This window comes from Lacticaseibacillus saniviri JCM 17471 = DSM 24301 (assembly GCF_001311785.1).
GTDB lineage: Bacteria > Bacillota > Bacilli > Lactobacillales > Lactobacillaceae > Lacticaseibacillus > Lacticaseibacillus saniviri.
The window spans coordinates 206,405-220,881 of the sequence record NZ_BBBX01000001.1; the positions used below are offsets into that span (position 1 = coordinate 206,405).

A 14,477-nucleotide genomic window follows, 5' to 3' on the forward strand; every position below is an offset into this window, starting at 1 on the left:
TTAGTTCGACTCCTTTGCTTGGAATTGGGCCAGTTGTTCGGCCACATTCTGTGGCGCCACTTCGTAGGTGTCCTTCAAGAAGCGACTCACGGTTTGCTTTGGTGCTTGATCCGCTTCGTTAATCGCGGCTTTAATTTCTTCTTTTGTCTTTTCAATCAAGGCGTCTTCTTGCTCTTGTGACCAGATGCCCTTTTCGGTGAGGTAGTTGCGCATGCGGACTAATGGATCCCGCTTTTGCCACAGGTCATCTGTTTCCTTGCTCCGGTAACGGGTTGGATCATCCCCCGACAGCGTATGTGGCCCATAACGATAAGTTAAGGTTTCAATCAAAACGGGACCGTTGCCGGCTGCCACAAATTCCCGAGCTTCATGCATCACTTGGTAGACAGCCAATGCGTCCATGCCATCGACCTGAATTCCTGGAACCCCTGCCGCAACCGCCTTTTGGGCTAATGTGACCGCCGCGGTTTGCTTTTCACGTGGGACAGAAATGGCGTAACCATTATTTTGCACAACGAAGATGGCTGGTGCCTTGAATGCACCGGCAAAGTTGACCCCTTCATAGAAGTCACCCTGTGATGTCCCACCATCCCCCGTGTAGGTGAAGGCCACTTCATCGCTGCCATTCTTCTTTAAGCCGAGCGCAATCCCAGCTGTTTGCACGTATTGCGCACCGATGATAATCTGTGGTGGTAAGGCGTGTAATTCGTCTGGATAAGTATTGCCTTCAACGTGGCCGCGGGACCACAGGAATGCCTTTGACAATGGCAAACCGTGTTGAACCAGTTCCGGCACATCACGATAACCTGGCAACAACCAGTCGGATTGCTTCATCGCAAAGTGACTACCCAATTGACTGGCTTCTTCGCCTGCGGTTGGCGCATAAAACCCAGCCGGCCCTGGCGATTCAAAGCGGTCGCCCGTTGATCGAGAACCCGTGACCAAACCATTTGGGACATCAGTTCAACCAATTGCTCATCGGACAAGTCAGGCATCAATTCAGGATGAACGACCTTGCCTACTTCATCTAAGATTTGAACGGTTTGAAAATCTGCAGCTTGATTCGCTAAGAGTTGCTCAAAATCAACCGCTGATTGTTGCTTTGCCATAATCAAAACCCCTTTTCTGAAACTGTTGTAATTTAAGGTAAAAAACTGTATTAGTTCTCAATCTCACAATATGACCTTACCATTATTGACTTGTTTTTGCAAGCGTTTTTAGTAAGCGGTTTTCATTGATAGATACCGTTTTCATGGCCTTTTCGGCGCTAATGACACCCGACTAACACAGTTGACCATTAAGCAGTAATACACAAGCGTATCATCGTGATCGAATTTTGATGGCACACAAAAAAAGGTCGCAGTCAGAGGCTGCGACCTTTTTTAATGATTGCTATATGATGCCAAATGGCCAGTAACTGAGCTTCACGAGACAGGCGTCTGGTTATATCTAAACGCGGCCTCTCGGTCATGATGGCGAATGTGGCCAATCAGTGTCATTTGGTTAAGAAATTGCGCTAAAACTGCAATTGTGAATGTTTGAATGGGTTGTGTGAACCGATTGATCCGAACCGCAATTTGGCGGGTGCTCACTTGAAGCAGTGCCACAAGGTCAGCGACCAAGCCAACAACTTGGAAAATCAAGCTTTCAACCAATGACCCTTGCCATGGATTGAAAGTCGCATTACGCGCCGCCATAACGGCATCTGCGTCAGCAATCTCCACAGTCATGCTTTCGTTAGCGATGGCGCCAGCAGCGACAACGTTGTGACTGCCTTTGTGAACGCCAAAGGGAATGGTGAACGCTGCACTGTCAGCCATAACCGCAACAGGTAATTGATCACCTGCATACAATACCAGTTGATCGTGTGCAACGAGTTCTGCCACCGTCACTACCCGCATGAGACCTTCGCGAATCACAGCGACGCGTTGCTTGGGCGCTACGTGCAATGCGGCTTGCCATTGATGAAGCCGGTAGTAACCAGCCGCCACAACGATCAAGCTCATTGCAATCCCGACGATGATGGTCAGGACTTGATGCAACTCGCCAAACATTAACAAACTCATACCCAACGCCAAAAGCCCTAATGGCAATTGACGCACTTGAAACTTACTCGGTGTGTGCACTGGACCGCGCAGTTGCTTGGCCTTTTGCACTTCAAAGCGGTTTAACCCGCTACGTGTATACATCAACATCGTAATCTCCTCTCTACCCGAGAGGCTTGCGATGCCACCAGTGATTAAATGAAATAAAATCGTGGCGACACAATGACAAACCTTCCGGGATCTGCATTGTCGCTACTACCGCCAACAGCTGTTTGTTCCATTATGTCACCACCTTTCTTCCAAAAAAGCACCGCTATCCGTTAAAAATAAGAAAACGCCCACCAATTGAGTGCGCGCTGAATCGTTTGCATCCCAATCGTTTAGTTTTAGCACTATACGCCTAGAAGCAAGCTTCAGCTACGTTAGAAAAAGCCTTGATAGACAGTTCCAGTTGACTCAATTGGCATCTCTCGATGTTTCTGAGCAGTAGCGTTGTTCGTATAGGAGCCTCACCTAACGGAAAGCACCAGTTATTTATCTACAAGTTCCAGTGTAACAAGGACGCACTCGTAAGTCAACGATTAGGGCTAATATCTGCTATGACTGGCTTTTCAGGCACTAATCAATGTGGTAAGCTGTTATGGAACTGAATTTACGGAGGTATTGCTCGTGTACTTAATGAAAGACATCACTCGGGATGGCGCACCTGTCCTTCGCCAAATGGCCGAACAAGTCACCTTTCCGCTATCTGAAGAAGATGAAAAATTAGCTAACGACATGATGGACTACTTGGTCATCAGCCAAGATGAAACTGAAAACGAAAAGTATCATCTGCGTCCAGGCGTTGGCCTCGCCGCACCTCAAGTCGGAGTCGGTAAATCAATGGCTGCCGTCCTAGTACCCGGTGCTGAGGGTGAAATCCTGCTCAAGGAAGTCTTCATCAACCCAAAGATTATCAGCCACAGTGTGCAAGATGCGGCACTCGCTGAAGGTGAAGGCTGCTTGTCCGTTGATAAGGATATCCCCAGGCTATGTGGTCCGCCACGATCGCATCACCGTGCGCTACCAAAACATGCAGGGTGAGACCAAGAAGTTACGGCTCAAGAATTACCCTGCCATCGTGGCCCAACACGAAATTGATCATCTAAATGGCATCTTGTTCTACGACCACATCAACGATGACGCGCCATTTAAGCTCGATCCTAACGCGGTCATCATTGAATAGTTGACCTCATCACAACAAAAAAGGTAGTGACGACCCCCTCGGGTCAGGTCACTACCTTTTTTCAATTGTCATTCGGTGCCTAAATCATCCGCATCTCCGAACTGACTCTGATAGAGCTTGGCGTAGAAGCCATTTTGTTCGAGTAACTGTTCATGGTTCCCCTGCTCGATAATCTGACCGTGATTCATCACGAGAATCAGATCAGCGTGGCGAATCGTGGATAACCGGTGCGCGATGACAAAACTGGTCCGCCCCTGCATCACCCGATCCATCGCTTCTTGCAGCAATTGTTCTAAGCGCGTATCGACTGAACTGGTCGCTTCATCCAGAATCAAAATCTTCGGATCGGCCAAGACCGCCCGCGCAATGGTGAGTAATTGTTTTTGTCCGAGGGAGACGTTCTGTGCTTCCTCATCGATCACAAACTGATAACCATCCGGCAGCGTGCGCACAAAGTGGTCCACGTTCGCTGTTTTGGCCGCATCAACGACTTCATAATCGGTCGCTTCGAGCTGGCCTAAGCGGATGTTGTCCGCAATCGTCGCGTGATACAACCACGCGTCTTGTAGCACCATCCCGAATTGCCGCCGCACCTCTTCTAGTGCGACTGTCTTGGTGTTCACGTCATCGATCTCGATGTCGCCGGAATCAACGTCGTAGAACCGCATCAGTAAGTTAATCAGCGTTGTTTTACCCGCACCGGTTGGCCCAACAATGGCCACCGTATCACCGGGATTAGCCGTAAAACTCAAATGGCTGATCAGTGGTTGATCGGGCCGGTAACTGAAGCTGACATCGCGGAAGACAACCTTGCCGCTCAATTGTGCCGGTAATTTTCCGGTCTGATCAGCGACTTTTGGTCGGGCGCGTTCAGAATCTCAAAGACCCGTTCTGTGGCGGCACCCGCACTCTGCATCACCCCTGCTAACTGGGTGATTGTTGACAGGGGTTGATTGACCTGCCAGATGTACTGAATAAACGCTTGGAGATTACCCAGTGCGATGGTGCCGTTGATGACATAGAGGCCACCCAGTGTCGCCATGGCCGCATACGTCATATTGGCGGTCATCCCCACCAATGGCATCATCAAACCAGAGATGAACGCCGCCTTAAAGCCCTGCTCGGCCAGTCGGTGATTGACCTGTTTGAAAGCCGTTGTCGCCTCTTCTTCCTGACCAAACACCTTGAGCACGGTGAAGCCGGTGTAGTTTTCTTGCACATAACCGTTCAATTCACCCAGAGCGTTTTGTTGGCCATCAAAGTAGGGCTGCGAATAATGCACGATGAGGCGCGAAATCAACATGGAAGCGGGAATCATGATCAGTGACAGGACCGCCATCAGTGGATTGATCAAGACCATCATTAAGACAGCCGTTAAGATCCCGATGATGGCTGTCACAATCTGGACCACGCTCTGTTGCAAGGCATTGGTGATGGCATCCACATCATTGGTAATCCGTGACAAGAGATTTCCCTGCTGATGTGCATCAAAGTAACTGACGGGCAAACGATTGAGCTTATCAGCCAGATTCTCACGCACATCGCGCATGGCTTTTTGAACCGCCAGCGTCATCCAATAATTGGAGAGAAACATGGTGATCTGATAACCCAGTGCCTCCGCGATAATGAGAACAACCACGAATTGAATGTATGGCATGTTGACGGCAACGTGTGCGGCCAAGTTCTTCCCGATTTCAGTCACAGCAAGCCCCATAATGACGGGCCACAGTGCATTGAGTGAAACCGAGATAACGGTTGCCACCATCGCACCGATAAATGTCCAGCGGTACGGTTTCAAGAACCGCATTAATTGATTGAATTGTCGAAGTCTTGTCATTGGGCTAATTCCTCCTCTGACAGTTGAGATGCCGCAATGGCTGCATAAATGGGACTGGTTTTGAGCAATTCCTTATGCGTCCCCGTGGCCACAACATGGCCTTCATCGAGCACCACAATCGTATCCGCGTGCATAATCGTGCCCACGCGTTGGGCCACAATCAAGACCAACTTATCGCTGGTCGTTGCCGCAAGATTCTGCCGCAACCGCGCATCTGTCGCGTAATCCAAGGCGGAGAAACTGTCATCAAAATATAGATTTCAGGTTTCCGCACCAATGCGCGCGCAATCGCTAACCGTTGCTTTTGGCCACCGGACAGATTACTCCCGCCTTCACTCAACACGGTGTCCAGTTGTTCCGGCAGCTCACGGACAAAGTCTGCGGCTTCCGCAATCCGTAAGGCTTCCCAGAGCGATTCATCACTGGCCGTCTTATCACCGTACTGCAGGTTCTCCCGAATACTGCCAGAAAACAGCACCGCTTTTTGGGGGATGTAGCCGATTTTGGCCCGTAACGCTTTGAGATTGTAATCATAAACCGGATGGCCATCGACCAGAATCGTGCCCTCATTCACATCAAAGAAACGCGGAATCAACTGAATCAAGGTCGACTTACCACTCCCCGTACTGCCAACAAGGCCACCGTTTGGCCCGCATGCGCGGTAAAACTCACATCGCGCAGAATTGGCGATTCACTGTGACCAGGGTAAGCGAATGTCACCTGATCAAACGCGAGTTCACCATGGGTTGTCGTCGTTGTAATGCCATTAGGATTCTCTGTCACGGTATTCTTCACCTGCAACAACGCGTCGATTCGCTTGGCAGACACGGCCGCACGTGGATACATCATGAAGACACTGGCAAACAACATGAAGCTGAATAGGACGTGGAAAATATATTCAATAAAGGCAATTAAAGCCCCGATTTCCATTTGGCCAGCATTGATCTGTAAGGCACCCAACCAAAGAATAATCACAAACACGATATTAAAGATAAACGAGAAGCCGGGTTGGGCTAACGCCATCAGCGTGTAGAGTGAGATCGAGCTCTTGGTGTAGGCACGATTGGCATCTTCAAAATGATCGCCAAAGAACTTCTCGCGCACAAAGGCCCGAATCACGCGAATACCTGACAGCATTTCACGCAAGGTCAAGTTGACCCAATCCAGATTCTTCTGCTGACGTGTCGACATGGGTTCGGAGAAATAGCCGATAACCGCTACGCCTATCAACAAAACAGGCACCGCCAGAAAAACCACACCAGCTAAGTCTCGCGCTGTGCGCACAATCATGACGCCACTGGCGATAAACATCAGCGGGGTCATGAAGCCGGTCCGAAAGACCATCTGTAAGAAGGTCATGACCTGAAACGCATCATTGGTGGTCCGGGTAATCAGTGAACTGACACCAAACTCACCATAGGTTTCATGGGAGAAATGTGTCACCTGTTCAAAGATGTCATCCCGCATGTCGCGAATGATATTGGTACTCAGTTTGGAGCCCGTATAGGCCAGCCCAATCAGGCCCACAAGCCCGATGAGGTTGATTAACACCATCCAGAGCCCGAAGTGATACACCTCGGCCGGATTCTTGGGTGCCACACCGTGATCAATCAACTGACCGAGCAAGGTTGGCAACCCCAATTCAATCAAGATAAAACCAAAACAAAGATAAAATTAAGCGCCAGTAAGCCTTTATAGCGCTTAGTGTATCGCCACATTAATCGCATTTTTATGCTACATCAGGACGATGTAGGCTTCCTTTCTCAAACTTCAATTATGGATTCACGCGATCGATATCAGTCACATAATCAATCGTCGCTTGGTTGGTCATAAAGGCGACGTCAAAATGGACCTCTTGATTGCGGATCCAAAAATCGGTCACCTCAAACGCGGGATAGCGCACATCAGACGGTGCGATATCTTCTTCATCCGCCACTTGCGCCAGCGCACTGGCCAACAAGGCCTGCGAGATGTCTGCGTCGGGGGCATCAAACTGATAGGCAAATGCCATCACCCCATGCCCCCACACATCACTGACCGGTGTCGAATTGAGCGGCGTTTGTACCCAATTTTGTTGCTGTAGCGCTTGATTAACGGCCTTATCAGTCAGGTTCTGACTGTGACGCGTCAATAAGCGCAACGCTTTTTACGGCGGCTAATCCGCCAGTACAGCCAAACGGCCAAAAGTGCCACGATAACAAGAATCACAATAATGAGCATTATAGTCGCCCTTTCTATAGTAATAGTCGCTTTTCGGTTGTGTTAATTGCCTCACAACCTCTCTTCAGTATACCCGATTGCCAGCGCCAGCACGACCCTGGGGACGATTCCAATATACATTTTTATTCAGCTATGCTACACTAAAAACAATTGTTGAGTGATCAACACATGAGCGGACATAGCAAGAAATCCCCTACCTGTTAGGGCAATTTTTGTGTATATCGAAAGGAGCACTTTATGATTTATAAAGTATTGTACCAAGAAGACAAGATTCGTAACCCACGTCGGGAAACAACTAAGACCCTTTATTTAGAGGCTGATTCAGCTGTTAACGCGCGGGCATTAGTTGAAGAAAACACCCCCTTACAACATCGAATTCGTTCAGGAATTATCCGGTAATTTCCTCGAATTTGAACAACAGTCTGAAGACTTTAAACTGACGGAGTTTTAACGAATGAAGCTCAACGTCAAAAATAACGAAACCGCCGTCTTTGCGATTGGTGGTTTAGGCGAAATCGGGAAGAACATGTATGGTGTTCAATTCCAAGATGAAATCATCGTCATCGATGCCGGAATCAAGTTCCCTGAAGATGATTTGCTTGGAATCGACTATGTCATTTCCGATTACTCTTACCTGGTGCAAAACCAGGCCAAATCAAGGGTCTCGTTATCACCCATGGCCACGAAGACCATATCGGTGGGATTCCCTACTTCTTAAAGCAGTTACCTAATGTCCCTGTCTATGCGGGACCTTTAGCAGCAGCCTTAATCAAAGGTAAATTAGAAGAACACGGCTTATTGCGGAGTACCAATCTGACCGTGATCGACGAAGACACCGTCCTCAAGTTCCGCAAGACCAAAGTGGACTTCTTCCGGACCACACACAGTATCCCCGACACATTGGGGATTGCGGTGCATACGCCACAAGGTGTGATTGTTGAAACGGGTGACTTCAAGTTTGATCTGACCCCCGTGGGCGATCAACCTGCCCCTAATCTGCAACGAATGGCTGCATTGGGTCAAGAAGGCGTCTTATTACTGATGTCTGATAGTACCAATGCCGAAATTCCTAACTTCACCAAGTCCGAACGGTTCGTTGGGAATTCAATTCGTCACATCTTTGACGGGATTGAAGGTCGAATTATTTTCGCCACCTTTGCCTCGAACATCTCGCGTGTCGCCCAAGCTGCTGAAGCTGCTATGGCCCACGGTCGTAAGATTGCGGTTTTGGCCGCTCAATGGAAACTGCAATCGTTAACGGTCGCGAGTTGGGATATCTGGATATTCCGGATGACATGTTGATTGATGCGCACGAGCTCAATCGCCTCCCCGCAAACGAAGTCATGATTTTATGTACAGGTTCGCAAGGTGAACCAATGGCCGCCCTTTCACGGATTGCCAATGGGACTCACCGCCAAATCAGTATTCAACCTGGTGACACCGTCATCTTCTCATCGAATCCAATTCCTGGGAACACAACAAGTGTTAACCACGTCATCAATCAACTGAGCGAAGCCGGTGCCGAAGTCATTCACGGTAAGGTCAACAACATCCATACTTCTGGTCACGGTGGTCAAGAAGAGCAGAAATTAATGCTGCGCTTGATCAAGCCTAAATTCTTCATGCCAGTCCATGGTGAATATCGGATGCAAAAGATTCATACCGAACTCGCTATGTTGTGTGGTGTGCCTGAAGAGAATTGCTTTATTCTCGAAAACGGTGATGTACTCGCCTTGACGGATGATTCCGCGCGTGTGGCCGGTCACTTCCCTGCTGGCGATGTTTATATCGACGGTAACGGTATTGGTGATATCGGTAACGCGGTCATCCGCGATCGCCGGATGTTATCCGAAGAAGGCCTCGTGGTGGTGGTTGCGACCATCAACATGCAAAAGCAAGCCGTATTGGCTGGTCCTGATTTGCTCTCTCGTGGTTTCATCTACATGCGTGAATCTGGTGAGCTGATCAATCAGGCACAACGCCGAGTTTACCGCACCATCAAGCAAGTCTTCTCTGATAACGACAAGGTCACTGAGGTCATGTTAAAGATGCAATTACCAGTAATTTGCAGGAATTCCTCTTTGATAAGACGGAACGTCACCCAATGATTTTACCAATGCTCATCTTGCTTTAATGCATATACAAACGCTGTTGCCGGCCATCTGGTCTGGTGACAGCGTTTTTTAGTTATTTTTACCGAAATCACCAGAAAATTGACCGCGGCCAATTGAGTTTTTTCATTATGCTGGGGTATACTTTATGAATGCATGGGCCACGCGCCCGATTATTGGTAATGAAGGGATCAACCTCATGACTGAACCGTTTTTTATATTATCGTCAATCCCGTTGCCGGCAGCGGTAACGGCGCTAAAACATGGCAACAGATTCAACCTATTTTTGAACAGCGACACCTCGATTATCAGGTTAAGGTCTCCCAATACGCTGGTCATACGATTGAGCTCGCCAAACAGATCGGTAACTTTGCCACTCACGACCAAGCCGTTCTGATCGTCGTCGGTGGTGACGGGACGCTCAATCAGGCGCTCACTGGCTTGCGGGCCACCAAGACCCCACTGATGCCCCTCGCCTATGTCCCGACTGGATCGGGCAATGACTTTGCGCGCGGGACTGACATCAATCAAGACCCACTCAAGGCACTCGAACAAATCTTGAGCGCGACTCAGCCTGTGAGCATCGATGTGGGGCAATACAGCGAGACCACTCATCACCACGCGGGTTATTTCGTCAACAATATCGGTATCGGTTTCGACGCCGCCGTGGTGGCCAGTACGAATCACAGTAAAGCCAAGCAGTGGTTAAACCGTGTACATCTGGGCAACCTTGCTTACGGCTTCAATGTGCTCAAGGTGCTCTTCAAGCGCAAACCATTCGCGCTGACCGTCAATGTCGACGGCCAACAGATCATGATTCCCGACGCCTTCTTAGTGACCACCACCAATCATCCTTATTTCGGCGGTGGCGTCAAAATCTTGCCTGCCGCTTCCCCCGACCGATGGCAAACTTGATCTAATCGTGGTGGAACACACCAATCTAATCACTTTTGTCTTTCTCGCGATTCAACTCTTGCGCGGTCAGCACACCAAATATGCAAAAGTGCACCATTTTCAGAGCAAACACATTCAGCTCATGACCAATTCATTGGAATACGGTCAGATGGATGGTGAAGAGATGGGCACCCGCGCCTTTGCACTAGACTTCAAAGTGAGTCAACACCCCTTCTGGTACATTCCAGAGAATAAATAAACGAACACGCCGCTCAAGCTCGAGCGGCGTGTTTTTTTTGCTATTGAGAGACACATCGCTTCAGTTCATCAGTGAAGCATTTTCCATGCATGCGGTCGTCGCAGTCGGTTACGATATAAGTATACTAATTAAGGGGGATTACGATGCCAAAGACCAATTTGATTGACCCACGTCATTTGTACCACCCAAACGAGTTTCCTGAGCAAACACAGGACACACCTGCGCTCCAACAAGCGATGCAGCCTAAGCCGGACTGTGGTGAAACCAGTTATGTCGGCCACGAACGCCTGAAAGACCGCAATGTGCTGATCACTGGTGGCGATTCAGGTATCGGCCGCGCAGTTGCCATTGCCTTTGCACGAGAAGGGGCTAACATTGCCTTCCATTATTTGCCTGATGAGGCCCCAGATGCCGAGGAAGTCAAAGACCTCATTGAAGCTGAAGGCAGAAAAGCGGTTCTTCTCCCCGCAGACTTTCGTGATGCCGATGCGCCACAAGACATCGTGGCAGCGGCTATTGATGCATTGGGGAGCTTGGACACCCTGGTTTTAAACGCTGGACAACAGATTCAACATCAAGAAATTGCTGACTTGCCGATGCAGCAGGTTCACGACACCTTCATGGTGAACGTTGAGGCCATGTTTGCCATTGTGCAGGCGGCATTACCACATTTGGAACCCGGCAGCACCATTACCACAACGACATCGATTCAGGCCTTCTCACCCAGCCCGCATTTGCTCGATTACGCGGCATCTAAAGCTGCGATTGCCAATTATACGCTCGCATTGGCGCAAAAATAACACCTGAGGGCATCCGCGTGAACGGTGTCGCACCAGGGCCAATTTGGACACCGCTCCAATTGGATCATGGACAACCCGAGGACAAGATTCCAACGTTCGGCCAGGATGCCTTAATCGGCCGCGCTGGAATGCCTGTTGAGCTGGCACCTGTCTACGTGTTACTCGCTTCAAACGAAGCCAGTTACATCAGTGGCCAGATTTACGGCGTCATAGGCGGCGCACCAATCAATCCATAATCATCACAAGAATGATGCGAGTCCCTATAGTGGGTACTGGCATCGTTTTTGCGTTGCAACACTATCGCTTTACTTTCCACAGCGGTGCTCGCATAATAAATACACGGGTGTCAAGACACCGTGGCGCAGCAAGCAATGACATCAACTCCTAAAGGATGGGTGGAAATCATGAAAAAGAATCGGGTTTGGGGCCTATTGGCTCTGTTCAGTCTGTTATTGTTACTCACGGCGTGTCGGCAAGGTGCAGCACAGCAGTCGGACTCGACCGCCCCGGTCAAAATCACTTACTGGCACCGAATGACGGGCACTTATGCAAAATCACTGGATAAGTTGATCAATCAATTCAATGCCAGTCAAAAGAAGTATCGGGTGGTCGCGACCTCACAAGGATCCTATAACACGCTCCAGCAAAAATTATGGCCGCGGGTAAATCGAACACCCTGCCGACGATGGCGCAAACGCCATACACCAACATCGGCGACTATGTGCAACAGAAGCTGTTACTGCCCTTTGACGCAGAAATGCTGAATGGCACCAATAAGTTGAGCAGCACCGAATTGAATGCGATCTACCCGAATTTCTTGGCAGCGGGACGCTATGATGATCGGTATTACGCGCTTCCCTTCTCGGTCTCAACTGTGATTCTCTTTTACAACCAAAATTGATGACCAAGTATCACATCGCCATGCCTAAAACCTGGGCTGACTTTGCGACAGCGCAAACCAAGCTTCAAGGCACGAAGATTCATGCACTGGCATTAGATCGCAGCTACGATGTTGTGCTGGAGGGTTTGGCCTATGATGCGGGCAGCCAACTCATTACACCCAACCTAAAGCTCAATCTCAATGCATCCAAGACACTCAATGCGGTGCAACAGATTTTGAGTTTCCAAAAAGATGGTGTGCTGCAGACAGCGGCTGAAGATCAATACTTCAATGTGCCCTTCGTCAACGGCCAAGCCGTGTTTGGCATCGGATCATCCGCAACCATTCCAGTGCTGACACAACAGGCACCAAAAAGCCTACAATGGGGTACTGCGCTTGTGCCCACCTATGCGGGCCAGCGCAACAATCCTTTGAACGGTAACTACAACGTCTTGTTCAGAGGTGCCTCAAAGCAGCAACAGGCGGGTGCGTGGGCCTTCCAAAAATTCTTGTTGGCGACACCAAACGCCGCGCAATGGGCAATCGATTCCGGTTATGTCCCGGTCACAAAAGCAGCAGCCAACAGTGCCACCTTCAAGAAATATCTAAAGGCCAATCCAACGTATCAAGCGGCCCTCTCAGCAACACCCCAGGGCTTTGTCTCGACTGTTTTCACCGGTTACAATGACTACCGAACAGCTCTGATGAATGCCGTTGATGCCACACTGGCCAAGCATACGAGCGGTAAAAGCGCCTTTGACGCACTACAAAACAGACCCAAACGATTTTGAAACAGGCCGATTAACCTCTCGCCCCTTGCTTTGCCCAAATTAAAAAGATCGATTGCCATCATCCGCTTGGGATTAACGCAATCGATCTTTTTTAACATCAGAAATAATCTGAGAAGTACGGTTCATCGACCGGAATGATGGCCTCGAGTTCCTTCAGCATCGGTTTGGATGCCTGAATCCGCTCGATTTTGGCCAAGTACGATGGCCGGCGGTAGCTCATCATCATGGTGGTGAGCGTTTGAATATCCAGCTCAACCGCCTCGCCGACCGGTTCATCTGTGAGATGCAATTGACCGTCAACCCATGTCAGGCCGACCACACCGTTGTTCCATTCCGCCAGTGGATCACTGACCACAAATGGAACGGCTTGCCGCTCGCCTCAAATGGATAGTCGATCAAGAATTGACGCACATCCACAATCCGCGCCATGAAGTAGGGTTTGATGGTCTGCTTGATATCCCCATCATCCAGCAGAAAGTGCAGTGGTTCGTTCTTATAGATGTTGCCACGAACGTAATTCACCATCGAAAAATGGGCGGAAATAAAATTCCACAACCCGATGCGGGCCTCCTGATTCGTGTAGACCATTTCTTTGATGTGGAAAATTTCATCGGCAATCCAATAGAGAATGAACCCCTGTGGCACATCTTGTTCATCATAATAGACGGCCGCGATACGTTCTTCCTCATTCTCCCAACGCCAATACTCGTCCCAGTTCAACTGGTTACGAATCATTGCACCGTGGTTTGTTTTGGCAAAGCGTTGATAAGTCTCAATCACATCGGGATCATCGATTTCGAGTCGCTCCACATGACCGGGCGTCACCACGGGCTTTGGCAGTTGCGAATCCTTCACCTCAAATGTCAGGTGATCGGACATAATCTCCCAACCCTTTTTGCGATAGAACGGAATACTGTAGGGATAGAGATAAGAAATACTCTGGTGCCGGGCGCGCATGTGGTCCAGGCCAACCCGAATCAAGTCATGCATCAGACCGTGGCCAGCATATTCAGGATACGTTCCCACACCGGTCAACCCCGCCATCTGATACGCCTTGCCGTGAATATTGACGACACAGGGATAGATGGCCAGTTGGCTGATCAATTCATCATTGTGAAACCAACCGATCACGTCTGATTTTTCGAGCACGGGGCGCTTGGCGCGTTCGAGCTCGCCTTCTTCATAGCCTGATTCTTCAACTTCTTTGGCAGTCACCTGAAATACATAGCTCAAGAGATCATTGAATTGATCTAAATAGGCCAAGGTGACTTGCCGCAGTTCTAGTTCATCACGAATGTCTGCCATGATTGTTGCTATATCTGACGTGGAAGAATGATCATCATCAGTAAAGGCGATATAGTTTCTCCTTTTGATTTGATTATTGGCGTGATGACTTCCACTCAATTACTTCATCA

Annotated in this window: 4 protein-coding genes, 9 pseudogenes and 1 riboswitch; of the genes and pseudogenes, 7 read left to right on the plus strand and 6 right to left on the minus strand. The window is 49.3% G+C overall.

The features are described from left to right. Together pdhA and JCM17471_RS01000 are read right to left on the minus strand one after the other, a co-directional pair. Positions 1 to 1,109 (minus strand): annotated as a pseudogene (gene pdhA / locus JCM17471_RS00995) (pyruvate dehydrogenase (acetyl-transferring) E1 component subunit alpha). Positions 1,110 to 1,424: 315 nt separating this feature from the next. Beyond that, positions 1,425 to 2,195 (minus strand): hypothetical protein, encoded by a 771-nt coding sequence (locus JCM17471_RS01000; protein WP_054776495.1) that lies wholly within the window; start codon positions 2,193 to 2,195, stop codon positions 1,425 to 1,427. Positions 2,196 to 2,409: 214 nt separating this feature from the next. Then, positions 2,410 to 2,573, minus strand: a riboswitch (M-box (ykoK) riboswitch). Between the two features lie 141 nt (positions 2,574 to 2,714). On the opposite strand from JCM17471_RS01000, the pseudogene def reads away from it, so the two are divergent. Continuing rightward, a pseudogene (gene def, locus JCM17471_RS01005) lies at positions 2,715 to 3,270 on the plus strand (peptide deformylase). 68 nt (positions 3,271 to 3,338) lie between these two features. Here def and JCM17471_RS01010 read toward each other — a convergent pair. The 3 genes and pseudogenes from JCM17471_RS01010 to JCM17471_RS01020 form a co-directional block, all read right to left on the minus strand. After that, positions 3,339 to 5,107 (minus strand): annotated as a pseudogene (locus JCM17471_RS01010) (ABC transporter ATP-binding protein). Continuing rightward, positions 5,104 to 6,834, minus strand: a pseudogene (locus JCM17471_RS01015) (ABC transporter ATP-binding protein). Before JCM17471_RS01015 ends, JCM17471_RS01010 begins: the two co-directional pseudogenes overlap by 4 nt. A gap of 47 nt (positions 6,835 to 6,881) precedes the next feature. Beyond that, positions 6,882 to 7,238, minus strand: a complete 357-nt coding sequence (locus JCM17471_RS01020; protein WP_162208324.1) for a hypothetical protein — start codon at positions 7,236 to 7,238, stop codon at positions 6,882 to 6,884. A gap of 326 nt (positions 7,239 to 7,564) precedes the next feature. Here JCM17471_RS01020 and JCM17471_RS01025 point away from each other — a divergent pair. The 6 genes and pseudogenes from JCM17471_RS01025 to JCM17471_RS16720 all read left to right on the plus strand — a co-directional run bounded on the left by JCM17471_RS01025 (position 7,565) and on the right by JCM17471_RS16720 (position 13,076). Next, a pseudogene (locus tag JCM17471_RS01025) lies at positions 7,565 to 7,778 on the plus strand (DNA-directed RNA polymerase subunit epsilon). Between the two features lie 3 nt (positions 7,779 to 7,781). Then, positions 7,782 to 9,461 (plus strand): annotated as a pseudogene (gene rnjA / locus JCM17471_RS01030) (ribonuclease J1). Positions 9,462 to 9,711: 250 nt separating this feature from the next. Beyond that, positions 9,712 to 10,353 carry a diacylglycerol/lipid kinase family protein gene (locus tag JCM17471_RS01035; protein WP_263849370.1) on the plus strand — a complete coding sequence of 214 codons (642 nt, stop codon included), beginning with the start codon at positions 9,712 to 9,714 and terminating at the stop codon, positions 10,351 to 10,353. A 10-nt stretch (positions 10,354 to 10,363) separates the two neighbouring features. Then, positions 10,364 to 10,591 (plus strand): diacylglycerol kinase family protein, encoded by a 228-nt coding sequence (locus JCM17471_RS15715; protein ID WP_263849347.1) that lies wholly within the window; start codon positions 10,364 to 10,366, stop codon positions 10,589 to 10,591. A 143-nt stretch (positions 10,592 to 10,734) separates the two neighbouring features. Next, a pseudogene (locus JCM17471_RS01040) lies at positions 10,735 to 11,627 on the plus strand (SDR family oxidoreductase). 168 nt (positions 11,628 to 11,795) lie between these two features. After that, a pseudogene (locus JCM17471_RS16720) lies at positions 11,796 to 13,076 on the plus strand (ABC transporter substrate-binding protein). Between the two features lie 83 nt (positions 13,077 to 13,159). Here the strand turns inward: JCM17471_RS16720 and JCM17471_RS01050 are convergent. After that, positions 13,160 to 14,367 (minus strand): annotated as a pseudogene (locus JCM17471_RS01050) (GNAT family N-acetyltransferase). Positions 14,368 to 14,477 lie beyond the last annotated feature (110 nt).